The 19,350-nt window shown below is 32.7% G+C and carries 18 protein-coding genes; 13 read left to right on the top strand and 5 right to left on the bottom strand.

Annotated elements, in window-relative coordinates; all coding sequences use genetic code 11:
* Positions 1–107 precede the first annotated feature (107 nt).
* The 6 genes from ilvA to ACERII_RS06930 all read left to right on the top strand — a co-directional run bounded on the left by ilvA (position 108) and on the right by ACERII_RS06930 (position 8,214).
* Positions 108–1,367: a threonine ammonia-lyase IlvA gene (ilvA, locus tag ACERII_RS06955; protein WP_373641085.1), complete on the top strand. Its 1,260-nt coding sequence runs from the start codon at positions 108–110 to the stop codon at positions 1,365–1,367.
* A gap of 71 nt (positions 1,368–1,438) precedes the next feature.
* Complete coding sequence (locus ACERII_RS06950) at positions 1,439–2,986, top strand: spore germination protein (RefSeq protein WP_373641084.1); 1,548 nt, start codon at positions 1,439–1,441, stop codon at positions 2,984–2,986.
* 21 nt (positions 2,987–3,007) lie between these two features.
* Positions 3,008–4,171, top strand: a complete 1,164-nt coding sequence (locus ACERII_RS06945; protein WP_373641083.1) for a Ger(x)C family spore germination protein — start codon at positions 3,008–3,010, stop codon at positions 4,169–4,171.
* Positions 4,172–4,178: 7 nt separating this feature from the next.
* Positions 4,179–4,400 carry a hypothetical protein gene (locus ACERII_RS06940; RefSeq protein WP_373641081.1) on the top strand — a complete coding sequence of 74 codons (222 nt, stop codon included), beginning with the start codon at positions 4,179–4,181 and terminating at the stop codon, positions 4,398–4,400.
* A complete protein-coding gene (locus ACERII_RS06935) occupies positions 4,397–5,635 on the top strand; it encodes a GerAB/ArcD/ProY family transporter (RefSeq protein ID WP_373641080.1) in 1,239 nt (412 codons plus the stop codon). The genes ACERII_RS06940 and ACERII_RS06935 overlap by 4 nt, the downstream gene beginning before the upstream one ends.
* 23 nt (positions 5,636–5,658) lie before the next feature.
* The gene (locus tag ACERII_RS06930; protein WP_373641079.1) at positions 5,659–8,214 is read left to right on the top strand and encodes a helicase-related protein; all 2,556 of its coding nucleotides are present in this window, start codon (positions 5,659–5,661) and stop codon (positions 8,212–8,214) included.
* Between the two features lie 149 nt (positions 8,215–8,363).
* Here ACERII_RS06930 and ACERII_RS06925 read toward each other — a convergent pair whose 3' ends face one another.
* Complete coding sequence (locus tag ACERII_RS06925; protein ID WP_373641077.1) at positions 8,364–8,492, bottom strand: hypothetical protein; 129 nt, start codon at positions 8,490–8,492, stop codon at positions 8,364–8,366.
* A 143-nt stretch (positions 8,493–8,635) separates the two neighbouring features.
* Between ACERII_RS06925 and ACERII_RS06920 the strand changes: the two genes are divergently transcribed.
* Positions 8,636–8,833 carry a DUF2187 family protein gene (locus tag ACERII_RS06920; RefSeq protein WP_373641076.1) on the top strand — a complete coding sequence of 66 codons (198 nt, stop codon included), beginning with the start codon at positions 8,636–8,638 and terminating at the stop codon, positions 8,831–8,833.
* 216 nt (positions 8,834–9,049) lie between these two features.
* The gene (locus tag ACERII_RS06915; protein WP_373641074.1) at positions 9,050–9,484 is read left to right on the top strand and encodes an MOSC domain-containing protein; all 435 of its coding nucleotides are present in this window, start codon (positions 9,050–9,052) and stop codon (positions 9,482–9,484) included.
* Between the two features lie 126 nt (positions 9,485–9,610).
* Here the strand turns inward: ACERII_RS06915 and ACERII_RS06910 are convergent, their stop codons facing one another.
* The gene (locus ACERII_RS06910) at positions 9,611–9,964 is read right to left on the bottom strand and encodes a cupredoxin domain-containing protein (protein ID WP_373641073.1); all 354 of its coding nucleotides are present in this window, start codon (positions 9,962–9,964) and stop codon (positions 9,611–9,613) included.
* A gap of 296 nt (positions 9,965–10,260) precedes the next feature.
* On the opposite strand from ACERII_RS06910, the gene ACERII_RS06905 reads away from it, so the two are divergent.
* Complete coding sequence (locus ACERII_RS06905) at positions 10,261–11,115, top strand: CvfB family protein (RefSeq protein WP_373641071.1); 855 nt, start codon at positions 10,261–10,263, stop codon at positions 11,113–11,115.
* 64 nt (positions 11,116–11,179) lie between these two features.
* A complete protein-coding gene (pgmB, locus tag ACERII_RS06900) occupies positions 11,180–11,857 on the top strand; it encodes a beta-phosphoglucomutase (protein WP_373641069.1) in 678 nt (225 codons plus the stop codon).
* Between the two features lie 222 nt (positions 11,858–12,079).
* Here the strand turns inward: pgmB and ACERII_RS06895 are convergent, their stop codons facing one another.
* A complete protein-coding gene (locus ACERII_RS06895; protein ID WP_373641068.1) occupies positions 12,080–13,183 on the bottom strand; it encodes an acyltransferase family protein in 1,104 nt (367 codons plus the stop codon).
* A 320-nt stretch (positions 13,184–13,503) separates the two neighbouring features.
* Positions 13,504–13,785, bottom strand: coding sequence for a YqhV family protein (locus ACERII_RS06890; RefSeq protein WP_373641067.1), 282 nt, complete (start codon positions 13,783–13,785; stop codon positions 13,504–13,506).
* A 140-nt stretch (positions 13,786–13,925) separates the two neighbouring features.
* Between ACERII_RS06890 and ACERII_RS06885 the strand changes: the two genes are divergently transcribed.
* Positions 13,926–15,068: a M20 family metallopeptidase gene (locus tag ACERII_RS06885; protein ID WP_373641066.1), complete on the top strand. Its 1,143-nt coding sequence runs from the start codon at positions 13,926–13,928 to the stop codon at positions 15,066–15,068.
* 52 nt (positions 15,069–15,120) lie between these two features.
* Here ACERII_RS06885 and pepF read toward each other — a convergent pair whose 3' ends face one another.
* Positions 15,121–16,908 carry an oligoendopeptidase F gene (gene pepF, locus ACERII_RS06880; RefSeq protein ID WP_373641064.1) on the bottom strand — a complete coding sequence of 596 codons (1,788 nt, stop codon included), beginning with the start codon at positions 16,906–16,908 and terminating at the stop codon, positions 15,121–15,123.
* A gap of 213 nt (positions 16,909–17,121) precedes the next feature.
* Here pepF and ACERII_RS06875 point away from each other — a divergent pair, with 213 nt between their 5' ends.
* Both ACERII_RS06875 and ACERII_RS06870 read left to right on the top strand, forming a co-directional pair.
* Positions 17,122–17,964, top strand: coding sequence for an SDR family oxidoreductase (locus ACERII_RS06875; RefSeq protein WP_373641062.1), 843 nt, complete (start codon positions 17,122–17,124; stop codon positions 17,962–17,964).
* 562 nt (positions 17,965–18,526) lie between these two features.
* The gene (locus ACERII_RS06870; RefSeq protein ID WP_373641061.1) at positions 18,527–19,348 is read left to right on the top strand and encodes a CAP domain-containing protein; all 822 of its coding nucleotides are present in this window, start codon (positions 18,527–18,529) and stop codon (positions 19,346–19,348) included.
* Positions 19,349–19,350: the final 2 nt, after the last annotated feature.

The following is a 19,350-nucleotide window of genomic DNA, read 5'->3' as shown; positions in this document are numbered from 1 at the left end:
AAAATAAAATATTAATAAAATTTCGTGTTTTTAAATATGTATGTTTATGTTAGTATATTTTTATCTATTCATTTAGCAGGTCAAAGTTAGGAAGGATTTTAAAAGGTATGAATATGACTGAAAATAAGATTTCTATTAAAGATATTATAATAGCTCATCAAGTATTAAAAGATATCGTAGTCAATACCCCTCTGCAAAAGGATGAGATTTTGTCAGAGCGTTACCAATGTAATGTTTTTTTAAAGCGTGAGGATTTGCAAGTAGTTCGTTCCTTTAAAATAAGAGGTGCGTACAATTTAATGCAAAGTTTATCAAACGAAGAGTTACAACATGGAGTAGTTTGTGCTAGTGCTGGAAATCATGCACAAGGTGTAGCTTACTCATGTAAAGCTTTAGGAGTAAAGGGAAGAATATTTATGCCCACAACCACTCCACGTCAAAAGGTATCTCGAGTTGAATTTTTTGGAGGACCTTTTATAGAAGTTTTTCTAACCGGAGATACGTTTGATGACTCATATTACGAGGCAATGGAGTTTTGTGAAAAGAATAATATGGCTTTTATCCATCCGTTTGATGATTATCTAACAATTGCAGGGCAAGGCACAATTGGTATGGAAGTGTTAGAGAGTATTGATGAACCTGTCTCGCATATTTTTATGGGGATAGGCGGAGGTGGGTTAATTTCCGGTGTTGGATCTTACATTAAGAATATTAGTCCAACAACAAAAATTATTGGTGTGGAGCCTAGTGGTGCCCCCGCAATGAAAGAGTCTTTAGATCAAAATAAAGTAGTAACGTTAAGTACAATTGATAAGTTTGTTGATGGTGCGGCAGTAAAACAAGTTGGTAAAATAACATTTGAAATAGCCAAGGAAGTAATAGATGATGTAGTGCTTATACCAGAAGGTAAAGTTTGTACAACACTTCTCGGGTTGTACAATGAGAATGCCATAGTTGCTGAGCCTGCAGGAGCTTTGTCTGTAGCAGCATTAGACTTTTATAAAGATGAAATAAAAGGTAAAAATATTGTTTGTATCATAAGTGGTGGCAATAATGATATAGATCGTATGCAAGAAATGAAAGAACGTTCGCTAATTTATGAAGGATACAAACATTATTTTATTGTAAATTTCCCTCAAAGAGCTGGAGCGTTACGGGAATTCATGAGTGATGTACTTGGAGAGAAAGATGATATTACACGTTTTGAATATACGAAAAAGAATAATCGAGACAAAGGTCCTGTCCTTGTAGGTATAGAATTAAAATATAAACAAGACTATGAACCACTCATTGCAAGGATGAACAAAAAAGGATTTACGTTTATTGAGATTAATAAAGATCAAGATTTATTTAATTTCTTAATTTAATGAGCAGGAGTATCAGAAGGTTATGAAAAAACTTTTTGGTACTCTTTTTTTGTCTTTAGGATAAAACAGCCATGAATGGTCAAAATAAGAAAAATATTGCTACATATTGGAGTTTTTGTTATATGGGAAAAATAGAACGAGTGACTTTAGTATATCGCAAAATAGGAGACAATTTATCGTTTTTTAAAAATGCATTTTCTGACTGCTCTGATGTATTATATCGAAATATTCAAATGGACGGGAAAAGAGCTTGTCTAATTTTTATAGACGGTTTAGTTAATACAACTGATATTCAACAACATGTGATATTGGATCTTATTAAGCAAGAAGAAAATGTGTCGACGATCCATGATATTGAAGAAAAAACATTGTCCATATCTCAGACGGTTGAAGAAAATACGTTAGACAAAGCTGTTACAGCTGTTTTAGAAGGAAATACCGTACTTGTCATAGATGGTAAAGAAAAACTACTTATTTTTGATGCAAAAGAATTTCAAACTAGAGGAATCACAGAACCTGAATCAGAAACTGCGATCCGTGGACCTAGAGAGGGGTTTGTGGAAAGCCTTAGAGTAAATACATCTTTAATCAGACGAAAAATACGTACTACTGATTTGAAAATGGTTTCAAAAATAATTGGTGATAAGACACAAACTGGTGTAGCGGTAATGTATTTAGATGGAATTGCTGATGAAAAAATAGTACAGGAAATAAATAATCGACTTGATCGTATAAAAATAGACGGTATTCTTGAATCGGGCTACATTGAAGAATTAATTGAAGATGATCCTTGGAGTGTGTTTCCACAAGTTCAAATTACAGAAAGACCAGATACTGTTGCTGCAAACTTATTGGAAGGAAGAATTGGCATTGTAGTAGATGGTACTCCGTTTGTGATACTATTGCCAGCAACGTTTTGGCAACAATTTCAAGCAAGTGAAGATTATTATGATCGTTTCCATGTTGCTATCTTTTTACGAAGTATTCGCCTCATTTTTTTAGGGATCGCATTATTGTTACCTGCTCTATATATTGCTGTAACAACATATCATCAGGAAATGATTCCAACAAATTTACTTTTAAGTATTGCAGCTAGTCGGGAAGCAATCCCATTCCCTGCCGTTGTAGAAGCATTTATTATGGAAATTTCATTTGAAGCATTACGAGAAGCTGGAGTTCGATTACCGAAAACAATCGGACAAGCAGTGAGTATTCTTGGTGCACTAGTGATAGGTTCTGCTGCTGTGGAAGCGGGGATTGTTTCTGCACCTATGGTTATTATCGTGTCATTAACAGGAATTGCATCGTTTACGATTCCGAAATTCAGTCTTGCTATTTCTGTTCGTCTCGTACGTTTTCCACTAATGGTTCTTGCTTCCGTATTTGGTCTGTTTGGAATTGTAATTGGAACAATGGTAATTACTGCACATTTATGTCAATTACGTTCATTTGGAACACCATACTTTGCACCATTAGCCCCATTAAAATTATCGGAATTGAGAGATGTATTTATGAGGTTACCTCTTTGGATGTATAATCGTCGTCCAAGTGAATTTGTAAAAAGCAATGTAAAAAGACAAAAAAACAATTTATACCCTTCACCAGATCAAAACAAATAACAACTACTCAGGTGTGATTCCATGAAGAAACTGCTAATAATATGTCTTACAATCTTACTAATAATACCACTCATAGGATGTTGGGATCGATTAGAAATAAACGACGTTGCCATTGTTATGGGAACAAGTTATGACAAAGTAGATGATAAAACATATAAAGCTGGGATAGTACTCCCGTTACCTGGAGAAATGGGCGGAGCAGGTAGTTCAGGTGGTGGAGGAGGTACATCAGGTGGAGCATCCTATTATGTAGATGCTGCAAAAGGAAGAAATATTCGGGAAGCTATAGAGAATATTCAAAAGCATATGTCAAGAAGAATTGCTGTTGGACATCGACGGGTTGCGGTGTTTAGTGAAGATCTAGCACGAAGTGGTTTAGGAGAGACATTAGATGTACTTACTCGTACGAGAGAATCTAGATTAACAACACAAGTTTTTGTGTCAGAAGGCGATGCGTTAAATGTGATTGCCACCAATCCTCAATTAGAAAGTATATCAGCAGAATCGATCAGGGAAATTGGTAAAAATGCTTTTGATACAATGCTTCGAGAGTTTTTAACTGATTATCAACAAGATGGAAATGACCCTATCCTTCCTGTTATAACACTTATAGAAAACGAAAGCCCAGACTCAGAACTTGTTTCAAAGCAAATTGAGATGAGCAAACTTGCTATTTTTAAAGATGATAAAATGATCATCAAAACGAATGAAAAACAAACATCTGGTGTGGATTGGATATTCGAAAAGAAGAACGGAAAAACGTTTACGTTTGAAATGAAGGAGGGAGAACACATATCCATTCAAATCATCAAAGATGTATGTGATATTTCATATACTTTGAAAAATGATCTACCTGTTTTCTACTTTAAGGTGAATATAGGTGGTGTTATTTTAGAAAATGAAACAGATTTAAATCTGAAAGAACAATCTGTGTTTCAGGAAATAAATGAAAAGGTAGCCGAGACTGTAAAACAAGAAGTAGAAGATATTTTAGATACAACATTATCAGAGGGAATAGATTCGTTTGGATTAGGTCGGTTCATGCATAGAAAGGAAAGAAAAAAATGGAATATATGGAAAAGTAATTGGAGAGAATTATTACCAACTTTAACCTATGAAGTTGACGTATCTAGTTCTGTGGAACTACCTGGTTTAGTAACCGAGGGGATTGGAATAAGGGAGTGATGTATGTATGCTAAAAATTTTATTTATTATGTTACTTCTTATAGGCGGCTATTATTTAGGTCACAAGGAGATGAATCAAGATAAAAAAGTGAAAATGTTGTACGTGACTACATCGATGATAGCCTTAATTTGCTCCTTTTCACTATTGTTTGATCATGTAATCTCAGGTTATACAACCTTCCTGTATTACTTCTTTGGAAGGTTTACGAAAAGGATAATAAGTCAATGAAAATGACAATCTCTCCTAGACAAGGAGCATTCCTAGCTGGAAATATCATTGTCACAAGTAGTATAGTTGCTCTTCCTCAATCTCTTATTGATTTAGCATTACAAAATACCTGGCTGGTTCCTATTCTATTATCATTGTATGTGTTCGTCATCATATACTTTAGCTTTTTTTTAGCAAAAAGCACGGACTCTATTAAAGAAAAATTAACAACAGAACAAACTAATTGGAAGGTAAAGATATTAGCTTTATTACTGTTTATTTATATTTTTCATCTATTGTTACGGGATTTAAGGTTTGTCTCTGGATTTATTGAAGTTACCTTGCTCCCTCTGACCCCTCTTTATATTATTACCATGTTAATTATATTAACAAGTCTTTATATAACATGGGGGGGCGTAGAAGTAATTGCTCGTTTTACAGAGCTATACTATTTTCTTTTTATTGGTGTCATATTATTTGTTCCTATCTCCTTAATTTCACAGTTTGAAGTCGAAAACTTTGAACCTATTATTGGGTTAGAGATGATACCTTCTATTTTACAATCTACTTTTATTGGCTTAAACTGGGTTGGTGAAATCGTCGTTCTATTTTTAATTATTGGATTTATTGAACCTATAAATAAAATGAAAAGTTCTATTTTATATGGAAGTTTATCAGGAGTTTTTCTTCTTTTCGTAATAATATTTTCACAAATAGCTGTATTAGGACCAGAAATTGTTCGTTATTCAGCATACCCATCTTATACATTGGTTCAGCAAATTCGTTTAACAGACTTTTTGGATCGACTGGATTTTATTCTAGTTGCATTGTATTTCCCAACGTTATTTGCAAAATTTTCGTTACTTATCTATGGGTTAAACAGAAGTCTCTCCTTGATTTCAGGCGTAAAAACAAAATTCACAAAGATACCTCTAAGTATTATAGCGGGAATACTATCCATTACTTTATTTACAGATAAAGCAGACCACTTTGAGTTTAATATATACACTTGGAGTACTTTAGGCTTATTGTTTCAATTGATGATTTTGTTGTTTATGTTTATTATTGTAAAGAGCAAAACAATGAAGAATGATACAATTAATAACATGGAGAAAAACAACCAGTGTAAGGATGAGACAGAGGATAGCGGACAGCAAAATCCAAAAGACGAACAGTATGACAAAGAACAAACTAAAACGGAGGAAAAACAAGGTAATCGAGATGGTGAGAGTCAGAGTGATTCATCAAAATCATAGTTGATTCTTTGAAAGGAGTATATATGAGTAAGCTAGCTGAAATATACCCAAAAGCATTAGAGCAAACAAAGCAAAAGGTAATGGATGATGTAGTAAATTATTTAGGTAATAAAGAAACATTGCCTTCTTATTCAAATTATCTTATGGACAGAAAAGAATATATAGATCAAATTTGGACTAATATTTGGATCAATAAAGCGACAAATGATATTTCCAAAAAAGAAAAGAAAGTTTATTTAACGGATCTTGGTTTAGACATCGAACATATATCAAGAAAAGAATTAAATACGTTATTTAGAAATGAAATGAGATTTTATAACCCGTTTTCTGTAAAGGATTGGCTCGACGAGAGATTTTTACAGGATGAGAAAAAGTGGCAGGAACTATATGAGAAAGCTAGAGTCAGTTATTTGAAAAAGGAAGGGGAAGAAAAAAGAGAAAACGAGAAACGGATAGTGTATGAAAAAATATTTCAATTTGTAGAACAACAACTAGATAACAACTATTTAGACTACTATGTAAATGTGAGAAAAAGAATAGCAGATCAGTTATCAAGAGATATTCAAAATGAAAAGTATGACATAGAGTACTCGGAAAAGTACGGAGATAAATTAAAGCAAATTGGACGTTTTCATAGTGATGATTATAAACTATTTTCTGATTTCTCATATGAACTAACAGGGAACGTTTATAAAACAATGTATTGGGAATATGAAACATATGAAGATGTATATAATCAGATATTGATATCGTATCTAGAAGAAGAGATTAGTGAAATATTATTTCAACAACTACCAGATAATATAATAAAAGAATATATGTCTGTCTTTCAAGAAGCTATTACTTTTCCACTGTTTCATGAGTATGCTCAAGAGCTGTTATATGAAACTGAAAGGAATTTAAAGAGTAATTTATTTGATGAGTATATCGTTCATTTACTTAAACTTTCTGAATTACGATTTGATACAATTGTCCATAAACAACAGTATAATGAAGACATCAACGATAGACAAAAGATCGAGGTAGAACATGAATTACAGGTAATCCGTAAGAAAGAAGCGGAAATAAGGATGCTAGAGGATATTTTTGGACGGGAATATAGCTTGCCGTTAGGTAGAAATATTAAATATGTTTTACATATTGGAGAAACAAATACAGGAAAAACCCATAATGCACTTCAATCGATGATGAATGCCAAAAGTGGCATGTATTTAGCACCTCTTCGGCTTCTAGCATTAGAGGTTTATGATAAACTAAATGAAGAAAACATACCATGTTCTTTAAAAACAGGTGAAGAAGAAAAAGAAGCGGAAGGTGCCCATCATATTTCGTGTACTGTTGAAATGTTTTATGAAAAAGAATTCTATGATGTTATTGTTATTGATGAAGCGCAAATGATTTCTGATAAAGATAGAGGATACTCATGGTATAAAGCAATTACAAAAGCAAAAGCAAATGAGGTTCATATCATTGGTAGTAAGAACGTCAAGGAAATGATTCTTCAACTTCTAGGTGATTCAGAAGTAATTATTCATGAATACTCCAGAGATATACCGTTAAAAGTGGAAAGAAAAGAATTTAATATAAAGCAAACGAAAAAAGGGGATGCCCTTGTCTGCTTTTCGAGAAAAAAGGTATTGGAAACTGCATCTTCTTTAGAAAATAATGGTCACCGTGTTAGTATGATTTATGGAAGTATGCCACCTGAGACAAGAAAAAAACAAATTCAGCGCTTTACTTCAGGGGAAACGAATGTTATTGTATCAACTGATGCAATTGGAATGGGGCTAAATTTACCAATACAAAGGATCGTATTTCTAGAAAATCAAAAATTTGATGGTAATAGAAGAAGAAGGTTAACATCGCAAGAAGTGAAACAAATTGCTGGAAGAGCAGGTAGACAAGGAATATATAATATAGGTAAAGTTGCTTTTACGTCCGATATTAAATTAATGAGAGATCTACTTCAACAAGAAGACCGACAGATTTATATTTTTGCTATTGCTCCTACAAATGCCATATTTGAACGATTTCAGAAATATTATCGCGATTTAGGAACGTTCTTTGAGTTGTGGGATAAATTTGAAAGTCCAAAAGGCACGAAAAAAGCTTCCCTTGCTGAAGAACGAGAATTATATGATGTAATTAAAGGCACAGAAATAGAAGTTCGATTTTCTATGATGGACTTATATGGATTTCTACATTTACCTTTTTCAAAAAAAGAGCCAAAACTTATTGAACAATGGGAGTCGACGATGTATGCAATTGTTCGAAGAGTGGAATTTCCTGAACCTTTTATTCAGTCGAAGAACTTAGAAGATCTTGAGCTGTCATATCGATCCATTGGACTTCATCTATTGTTTCTATACAGGTTAGATAGAAGAACAGAGGCAATATATTGGGAACGAATAAGAGAAGAGATCAGTGATGGAGTGCACGAGTTTTTACAAACAGAAGTAAAGAAAATGACAAAGAAATGCAGACACTGCGGGAAAAAATTGGCTATACACTTCGCGTTTGCTATTTGTGACCGATGTCATATTGCCAAAAATAGGCGATCTAGGGATATGTATCAATAAATTGAAAGTAGAAAAAATAAGTTTCAATAATCTAACCAAAATGATCAGCAAGTATGTTATTTTAATTATTAGAGTATTTCTAAGTAGCTATTCGGCAGTATTTAATCCCGTATTAATTCTAAAAAGTACAAAAAGAAATAGGGGTCATTTTAACTTAATTGACCCCACAATCCAACTTTATTACTTACATTTGTTGAAGGTTGTATTGGTCGAAATAAAAAACCAAGGATGGTGGAATGTTGTGAATGTAGCAACCCAAAGGAGTCGTAATTATTCACTAGAAATCACTCCCTTCCATTAACCACTATTATTGTATGTACCAAGATAGAAACTTGAATGTTTTTATGCAAAAATTTATCAATCCTATTTAGGTGAATGATTTTTTTACATAAGTAAATATTAATTAAGAGGAGTGAAGAGAATGTCAGAAAATGAAGCAGTTGTAGTAAATGTAGATGATGTTATTCAAGTAACAAAAGGGGATTTAAAAGGAGAGCAAGCAAAAGTAATTGCTGTATATAATAATTCTGTTGCAGTAGAATTAAATATGCAGCAAAAGGATGGAACCCTTGCAAGAACAGTTTTAAATCATAAGGAATACAAGGTTGTGAACAAATAATTATTATATGAAAACATGTACTAGTTTTGGTACATGTTTTTTTATTCAGTGATTTTCTTTTATAGTTATGTGCTTTATTTTCATGTATTCCCCATGCTAATATAGTATAGATAACAGAAGAAATAGAGGATATATTAATAAGAATCCTATTTGATAATAAAGATGATTTTCCATTTGTCTTTTAATAGGAGTAAAAATTGAAAGAAGGAATTATTCATGGATGGACAAGTTAAATCAATTTGGATAAAACGTATGAAACGTGGGCCGATGGATGCAACTAATAAAGTTACGTTAGTTGAAAACAAAGGAATAGCTACAAATGCGGACCAAGGTGGAAAAAGACAAGTAACAATTATCCAGGAAGAAATATGGACAGAGTTAATGAGATCACTTGATGCAGACCTTGATCCTGCTACAAGAAGGGCAAATTTAATGATTAAAGGGATAGATCTTAAAAATAGTCGCGGGAAAATTCTGCAAATTGGTGACTGCGAAATTGAAATTTGTGGTGAAACAAAACCTTGCGAAAGAATGGATGAAGCATTACCAGGCTTGAAAGACGCCATGTTTTCTGATTGGCGTGGTGGAGCGTTTGGAAAAGTACTAACAAATGGAGAAATACATACTGGTGACTCTGTAAAATTTAAATAACTTTTATATAACAAAAATGGGGCTGGAACAAAATTGTTCTTTTTTCTGGAAAATCCGAACAATGTAAAGTAGAAAGACGTTTGGATTCTCATCTTAACATGTTAGTAGTGTTCCAGCCTCACATTTTTACTCTACGATAAGATACGAGATCATATCGTCATGACCTGTACCGCACATAATACTACACCATATTCTATATTCTCCTGGTTCGAGTGTAGTAGTAAAGGAACCATCACCACTAATATCTACATCTGTTCCATCTATCTTTATTCCGTGGTAACCTTGTTCATTGCTTAATTTTATCGTAACTTTCCCTGCAGGAACTTTATATTCGTCCTTATCAAATTTCCAATCGGAAGCTACGATTGTTACAGTGTTAGTATCAGTACTATCACTATTTGTACTACCTTCATTCCCACCTCCACATCCTGTTAAAAACAAAATCGTAGATAACAAAATAAATATCATTCTTATCCTCATACTTATTCCTCCCTAATGGTTAAATGTAACTCAGATATGTTTCATGAACATAACCTAATTGTAATGATTGTTAGGGGGAAATGAGGTGATATGAATCACTTCATATCAAATAAAATGAGATTATGTGGTTTTAGGGTAGACAGTTAAGTAAGAGAACACTTGCTCCATAGAAGACTAATGGAGATATTTTAGTTAGAACCATTGTATTGCTGTTGAAAAGTTTAATATTGTGTTTGGTTAAGGTATAATAAGGAAAACCTTATATAATAAATTATGATATTGAAAGTAGGCTAATTATGACTTTACACGCAGGAACAGTACATACAATGAAAGTTTTGAGAAAAATTGAGTCAGGCTATGTATTGTTTAAGGAAAGCAAAGAGATATTACTCCACAATAACGAAGCAGACGGGGATTTAGATGTAGATCAAGAGCTCGAAGTATTCTTATACCAAGATAAAAAAGGGCAACTTATTGCTACCATGAGCATACCAGATATCCAAATCAATACCTACGATTGGGCAGAGGTAGTGGAGTCCGTAAAACACTTAGGAGTCTTTGTAGATATTGGTATACAAAAAGAGATTTTAGTCTCAAAAGATGATCTTCCTCTTTTAGAAGGAGTTTGGCCACAAAAGGGTGATGAATTGTTTGTAACATTAGAAGTGGATAAAAAAGGCCGCCTACTAGCTAAGCCTGTTACAGAAGAAATAATTGAACAAGAGAGAGACATTGCCCAAAAATCAATTGTACATCATGAGACAAGTGGTCGTGTTTATAGATCTACAAAAGTAGGTTCTTTCGTTATTACGGAAGAAGGTTTTCGAGGTTTTATTCATCATTCAGAAAGAAAGGAAGAACCTCGTTTAGGTCAATGGATAAAAGGGCGAATAATCGAGGTGAAGGATGATGGTACAATCAATATTTCTTTACGCCCATTAAAACAAGAAGGAATAGATGATGACGCAACGTTGATTCTCACATATTTAGAGGGAAATAACGGTGTTATGCCGTTTCATGATAAAAGTGATCCAGATGAAATTCGGGATATATTTAAAATAAGCAAAGCAGCTTTCAAGCGCGCGTTAGGAAAACTCATGAAAGAGGATAAAATTAAACAGAAAGATGGAAAAACTTACTTAAATAATTAAGTGAAGGTAAGAGTGACTATCCCTGCAAAAGTGGAAGTACCGTGAAAGGGGATAAATGATAAATATGAAGCAACCATTTCATGCGGTTATTTTTGATTTAGACGGAGTTTTAGCAGACACAGTAAAATTTCATTTTCACGCTACGAAACAAGTTGCTGATGAAGAAGGCCTTCCTTTTACTGAAGAGATGAATCAAAAATATCAAGGACAAAATAGAGCTGTTTTAATAGAAGCACTTGTAAATCAAACTAATAAACATTACTCATCGTTGGAGAAAGAGCAATTAGGAATACGTAAAAATCTGTATTTTCAACAATTGATCTCTACATTAACAAAAGAAGATATTTTACCTGGGATGTATTCTTTTTTGATGTCCTTAAAAAAAGAGAACATAAAGATAGCAGTTGCTTCTTCGAGTTCGAACGCACGCACTACGCTTGAGAACTTAGAGATCATCCACTTATTTGATCATATTGTTGATATTAGAAAAATAAAAGAATTGAAACCTAATCCTGAAATTTTTATGAAAGCTGCTGATTATCTTGGGATTTCACACCATAAATGTATTGTAATAGAAGATAGTGAAGCTGGTATAAAAGCGATAAAAAGAGCATCTATGTTTTCAGTAGGGGTTGGAAACCATCAAGGAGTAAAACAAGCGGATTGGCATGTAATCAATACGGAAGAAATAACAATGGATCACTTAATTAGGAAATATCAAACAAAATTATGTATTAAGTAGATGAAGCACAGAAAAAGTATCAAGCGATCTTTTTCTGTGCTTTTGTTTAAAGGTAAGAAAGCATAAAATTTTTGGAATTAGAAAATTGTCTAGCTCCAGGCGTCATCTCCTCGTGTCAAATAACCTGTCCGATTAAAACAAAATGTGCTTTTTATAGTTCAGAATATTTGCATTTCGGTCCTGAGAGGGCGCCTTGCGCTTTTATTATGAATGATACATTTTTTACGTTGGAGTGTTTTTCTTCGGAACTAATGGTTTCTGCCAACTTTTTCTGTTTTTGTTTTTTAAAGGTACAGGTAAAGTCTTACCAATGATATACGTGGATAATCTAAACCTACTGAATAGTTTTGAAACGATTAGAGAACCGATAACAGAGTAAACAACTGCAACTGTAAAATAAACAAATGGATGTAAAAAGTGTATTGGCTCTAAATAATATAGAAATATTTTATGGATTAAATATATATGAAAAGAATGTTTACTAATAAATAGGATGACTCTAGGAACTTTATTTAATGTTGAAGAAATGTATACAGTAACAAATATAATGCTTGTAGTGTAAAGAATCATGTCCATTCGTTTTGAAGAAACTACCGTCAATAAATCTGTTCGAACTGAAAGTATGATGATGAAAAGGGTTATTATTGGAAATATTGGTAAAACCTTTCTGAACTTATATAATTTTGCTTTAAAAACCTCGTAATTTTTTCCACAATAAAAACCTAATGTAAAATAAAAAATCCAACCGAGAAAAGGTAACCAGTGACCTTTCTTCCATATTTGCTCAGCAAAAGGTAGTAATTGTATCGGATCAGTATAGTGAAAAAAACCTAAATATAATACGTTTATCAGAAAAGAAATACTAATTATAAGTTTTGGTGACCATCGTTGCAATTTGTTATGTAATATTACGTGTAATAGATAAAATTGAAAAATAATTAAAATAAAGTATCCATAATATCCTGCTAAAAAAATGTTTAAGAATGCTTGATATATAGCACCTTGTAGTGTTTCGGTAGTAATAAATGCAAAGATAATAGCCATTGAAATAAAAGGCATGAGTAAAAATTTTATTCGCTTTTGAAAAAAATGTTTTGGTACTCCATTTGGGTACGCACGAGCTAAAATTAATTCTGAGATAAATACAAAGGTTGGAGTACCGAAAAAGGCCATAAATCGTATAAAAATTAATATATATTGTTCAAATTGAGTTGCTGTTGCTTCATAATTAGCAAGAGTTGTGTTGACAGCATGTGTGATAACAACTGCAAGACAAGAGAGTGCTCGCAACCAATAAGCTTCATTGATGATTAATCTATTTTCCAACTTAACACTTCCTCAAACTATAAAATGTTCTAGTAACAATTATTGGTCTGAAAAAGGAATCACATACTGCCTTATCATTATTTTTGCATATATTTTTTAGGGAAAACCTAATGATTATAAAGAGGGGGAGGTGGTTTCATAAGTTGGATTATAAATTGTGGCATGAAAAGCTCGCCCAAATTTACCAAACAAAGTAGCTGAGGGGGAGTTTAGTATTGAAGGAATTCATTGTATAATTAAAAGTTCAATAACGCATTATATAAGGCTACTTTAATATATAGAAGGCATATAGAAGAATAAATAGGAATTAGTCTAAATCACTATTTTTTTAACCCAAATAAAATAAGAAAAACTCCTAAACCAACAATAAGTAATTTAGTTACTGGTAATTTGTCTGCAATTCCAACGAGCCCTATTGTCATTGTTAATATTAACGTAATTGGACCTACAATAGCCAGTATTGCATTGATCTGAAGTGCGCGTTCAATATTATTAAACTTCATCATCAATAAAGCTGCAGTTATCTCGAAAGTTCCTGACATCAGTCGGAGAGCGACCATACTTAATAGTGTTACTTCAAAGCTACTTATCCAATCTTTCATTGCCAATCACTCCTTGTCCAATTTCCATATAAAACAATATGTAGTGAAGTAAATAAAAATTACTAAAAAGTACATTGTTCCTTTGAATATTATATTTGGTAAACTATAAGTATATTAGAATCAAGGATTGGGTTGAGAAAATGAAAAAGTATATTGACCAAAAACAAAAAGAAATGTTAGAGATGCTTGAGTATCTCGTTAACATAGATAGTGGATCCTACAATAAAGTCGGTATTGATAAGATTGGTACGTATTTTTGCTCAAAATATATAGAACTAGGATTTGATATAGTCTCTATACACGAAAATGAATTCGGTAATCATATGGTAGTTAAACATAGAGATGCTGTTAATCCTGAGATTATCATCGTTGCTCACCTAGACACTGTTTTCTCAAAAGGCACGGCGTCGAAACGTCCTTTTACTCACGACAATAATCGTGCGTATGGACCTGGGGTTATTGACATGAAAGGAAGTCTTGTTACACTTTACTTTGCTATCTCAGCATTACGATTTTATGAGGACTTTAGTTTAAAAAATATTCAAATAATTTTTAATAGTGATGAAGAAGTTGGTTCTCCAAGCTCAAGGAAGATTATAGAGAAATACGCTGCAAATAAAAAATATGCTTTAATTATGGAACCATCGAGAGCGAATGGAAAGCTTGTTACTAGTAGAAGAGGTGGAGGTAAGTTTACTTTAAAAGTTACAGGAATCGGAGCACACTCTGGAATTGAACCGGAAAAAGGTGCCAGTGCAATTGAAGAATTAGCTCATAAGATTACGAAGCTACATCAACTATCAGATTATGAAAAAGGTATTAATGTGAATGTTGGATTAATTAAAGGGGGAACAACCCTTAATACCATCGCTCCTCACGCAGAAGCTCAAATTGAAATACGAGTGAATACATTAAAGCAAGCGGAGGAATTAACAAATGATATCAAAGATATTTGTACAGCTCCAGATGTAGAAGGTACAGAATTAGAATTAAAAGGCGGGTTAACACGACCTCCTATGGAAAAAAGTGCGGAATCAATAGAACTAGCTAATGTAATAAAGAAAATAGCTAGTAATATTGGATTAGAAAGAATTGATGGAGTAGCTACAGGGGGAGGATCAGATGCTGCATTTACTTCAGCATTAGGTATTCCCACAATAGATGGATTAGGACCAGTTGGTGGTAATGCTCATAGTGAAGACGAATATCTAGAAATTAAGTCGTTAACAGAAAGATGTTTGTTGTTAGCTAAGAGCATCCAAGAGCTATCAAGAAAAAGCTAATAGAACAATTCCAAAAAGAGTCAAAAGGAATTACACCTTTTGACTCTTTATATTACATTTTCGAGAATTGATCCACCAGTTCATTAAATGAAGTTAATGCACTTTCGATCGGTTCAGGAGTTGTTAAGTCTACGCCTGTTTTCTTTAATAAGTCTAATGGGTATTCGGAACTTCCGCTCTTTAAGAATTCAAGATAAGCTTGTAACGTATCTTTATCTCCTTCTAATAATTTATTTGCTATTAACATTGCAGATGCAAATCCAGTAGCGTATTTATAGACATAAAATGGACGATAAAAGTGTGGGATTCTAGACCAACCATATTTTACTTCATCATCAAAAACAACATCATCACCAGTATACTCACGGAATAACGATTCATATGTCTTATTGAAACTTTCTGCTGTTAGCGGTTCACCTTTTTCAGCCATTTCGTGTGTTCTTTTCTCAAAATCAGCAAACATTACTTGTGTAAAGAAAGTTCCTTTGAACTTATCAATAAAATGATTCACTAGATGCTTACGAATATTATCATCTTGGGTAGTTTCTAATAAATAGTTAATTAGTAATACTTCGTTTACGGTAGATGCAACTTCCGCAACAAAAATTGTATATCCTGCAGAAATCTGTGGTTGATACTCATTAGAATAATAACTATGCATCGCATGACCCATTTCATGAGCTAAAGTAAATAGACTATCCAAATCGTCATGATGGTTTAATAAAACAAAAGGATGTACACCATACAATCCTAAATTATACGCCCCAGATCGTTTTCCAGGAGTTTCTCTAACATCAACAAAACGCTTTTCTTTAAACGTTTTTAATGTCTCAACATAATCATTTCCAAGAGGTGTCAAAGCTTTTAGCATGGTATCATAAGCCTCATCATACGGCATTTCCTGTTTTACTCCAGATACCAACGGAACATTTAAGTCATATTGACGTAATTCCTCCAAACCTAATAAATCCTTTCGTAAAGCGGTATATTTATGATAGGAAGAAATGTTATCCTTCGTTGCTTGAATCAGATTATCATATACATCTTTAGAAACATTATCAGTAAACAAGGATTTTTCTAGAGCTGATGGATAATTACGCATTTTTGATAACAGTACATTATTTTTAATCGCAGCAGAAAGAGTAGATGCAATTGAGTTATTCAAATGTACATATGGCTTATAATAAGCTTTATATGCTTCTTTCCTTTTTGTCCGATCTTCATCTTCAATAAGTTTTGCATACATACCACGCGTTAATTCTACTTTTTCTCCATTCTCATTTGTCACTTCACCAAACTTTATATCTGCATTATTTAACATTCCGAATGTTTTGCTAGGTGAAGATAAAGCTTCTCCCATTTGAGAAATGACTTCTTCTTTCTCCTTTGATAAAACATGAGCTTTATAGCGAAACGATTCAAATAAGTCTTTCTCAAAATACTTAAGCTTCTCGTTGGAATCAATATATTTATTTAGGATTGCTTCATCTAGACTTAATAAAAATGGCATAAAAAATGAAGTTGCGGAACTTATTTTTACACTTAATTGTGCTGCTTTGTCTAATAAGGACTGAGAAGAAGTGTCTCGTGTATCAATATCAACATGGAGCATGCCATATACATATACCTTTTTGAAAATGAAATTTAACTTCTCTTGTTTTGATAAAAACTCGTAAAGTATAGTTCCGTCTAATATCGTACCGTCATATTGTTTTAACTCGATAACTATGTCTTCACACTTTTTAAAATCTTTTTCCCAATCATGTAAAGAATCATAAATATCCCCTAGATCCCATTTTTCATACTCTGGAACCTCTTGTCTTGTACTATATGTACTCAATTCATTCACTCCTTTTATTATTGTAAAAAAATAACTTTCATCTATTTTAGCATGAAAAAAATAATAAGACCTACTAATACGTATTTCCTACATATGATTCTCATGATATGTTTATGGAAGAAGTTATTAATATTGGATTACTTTATCTATTATTTTTTCATGAAATATAAATTTATATGTAGAAAAAAGCCAGAATGGAAAAGAGGTATTTACTTGCGACAAGAAATTGTATTTATAACAGGGTGTAGTAGTGGTTTTGGTCTATTAGCCACTTTGAAACTAGCGAATAAAAATTTTTTTGTGATTGCTACAATGCGAGATATACATAATCAAAGCCTATTAATGGAGCTTGCAAGAGAAATGGGAATTGAAGATAATATAAAGGTTTTGCAACTTGATGTTACAAAACAAGAACAAATAGCAGATATAGTATCTTTAATTAAAGTAAAGTATGGTCGAATTGATATTTTAATTAATAACGCAGGGGAATGTTTAGGTGGGATTTCGGAGTTACTTTCACTTGAAAAATGGAAGATGCAATTTGAAACGAATTTCTTTAGTGTCGTCTCAATAACAAATGCATTCCTTCCTCTAATGAGGGAACAAAAGAAAGGGAAGATTATAAATATAGGAAGTATTAGTGGAATAATTGGTTTACCTGGACTGGGAGCATACGCAGCTTCTAAATTTGCGTTAGAAGGTTATAGTGAATCGTTACGGTATGAATTACTTCCTTTTAATATATATGTGAGTATAGTCGAAGCTGGGTCATTCAACACAAATATTTGGTCCAAAAGTTTTAATACTATAGATGGAAGCTTAGTTACATCGGAATATGATTCATTCATAAAAAAAATATTTGAACACGCTAAAGAAGCAGCACAGCAATCTGAAGATCCATCTTTAGTAATTTCACTAATAACATCTATATGTAGTAAGAACAAACCAAGACTGCGTTATCCAATAGGGAAAGGTGTAAGATTTGTCTCTGTAATTAAAAATATTATTCCTTCCTTTATAATAGAAAGAGTTATACGTAAAAAATTAAAAATCTAACTTTTATCATTCATCCTCCTATAACATAAAGTTGCCACAACTGAAATGTGTTATGGGGATTGATGTGGATTATTAGTTGCTCGGAATTTATATAATATTAGATAAGTCGTTATTTAGGACAATCTAGGAGATACAGAAGATAATCCTTTATGCGGAGTATGTTCAAGGCGATTAAATCCATTGTATTATTGTTAGTACTCCTCAAGGTTGTTAACCCGATGGATTGCGATATTTGCAGATATGGGAGCCACATACTTGTTATACTAAATAGCTTAGGACTTCTTCAAGTAAAGGTTAAATAATCTATACATATAGATTTTTGATTAAAAGAGGGCTGGGACATAACGAAAGTGTAACATTGAAAAGACGAACGATAGGTAACCATAGCGAAGTATATTTCTGCAGCGAATAGTATACCAAGAATCATTTCGTTCGGATTTCTCTTTGCTGAAAACACTTTTTGTTCCAGACTCTTTTTTTGTATATTTAACCATTTCCTTTAAAATTTACATTAATAATATAAGGGATTCAGAAAAAAATATATGTAGGAGGTGAGAACATTATGATTAGAAAATTAAGTTATCTTCACTTATTTACACTTTGTTTTCTTGTCTTAATTGGCTGTAATACTGATGTGGAAGAAACCATTGATGACAGGTATATTGGTTTAAATGAAAAAGGCGACCAAGTAATGGATGTAGATCAAGGATCGGTCAATAATGAGGATACCATATCGAGTGATAGTACGACACTATCAAGTGATAATTTTCCCCATACTAAAGCAGTGCAAATTCAAGAAGCAAAATTTGAATACAAAATTGATGTGAATCAGCAAAACAAAAATGTTCAAATTAATCAAAGTAAGAAAAATTGGAATAAAGAAAATCAACAAGATCAAAATGAACTTCCACAGAACGAAGGGGCTACACAAGAACAGCAACAACAAGCAGATATGAATCAAAGCAAAGCAGAAGAAACAGATGAAAGTGAACCAGGTCAAGATGATATTACTGCAATGGAGCAGAGAGTAATTGAGTTAACAAATCAAGAAAGACGAAATAATGGATTGCAGGATTTACAATTTGATGGTGAATTAGGACAAGTAGCAAGAACGAAATCTAATGATATGCGTGAAAATAGTTATTTTTCCCATACTAGTCCAACCTATGGCTCTCCATTTGATATGATTCGTGATTTTGGTGTATCCTATAACGCTGCGGCTGAAAATATAGCTCAAGGTCAACAAACAGCAGAGCAAGTTGTAGAATCATGGATGAATAGTGCCGGACATAGGCAAAACATTTTAAATGGTAATTACACACATATTGGTGTTGGTTATGATCCAAATGGCCATCATTGGACACAGATGTTTATTCAAAGATAAAA

The sequence above is a fragment of the Evansella sp. AB-rgal1 genome (assembly GCF_041820985.1).
GTDB lineage: Bacteria > Bacillota > Bacilli > Bacillales > Salisediminibacteriaceae > Evansella.
Note: the sequence above shows the minus strand (reverse complement) of the source record. Positions and strands in the feature narration are given on the sequence as shown.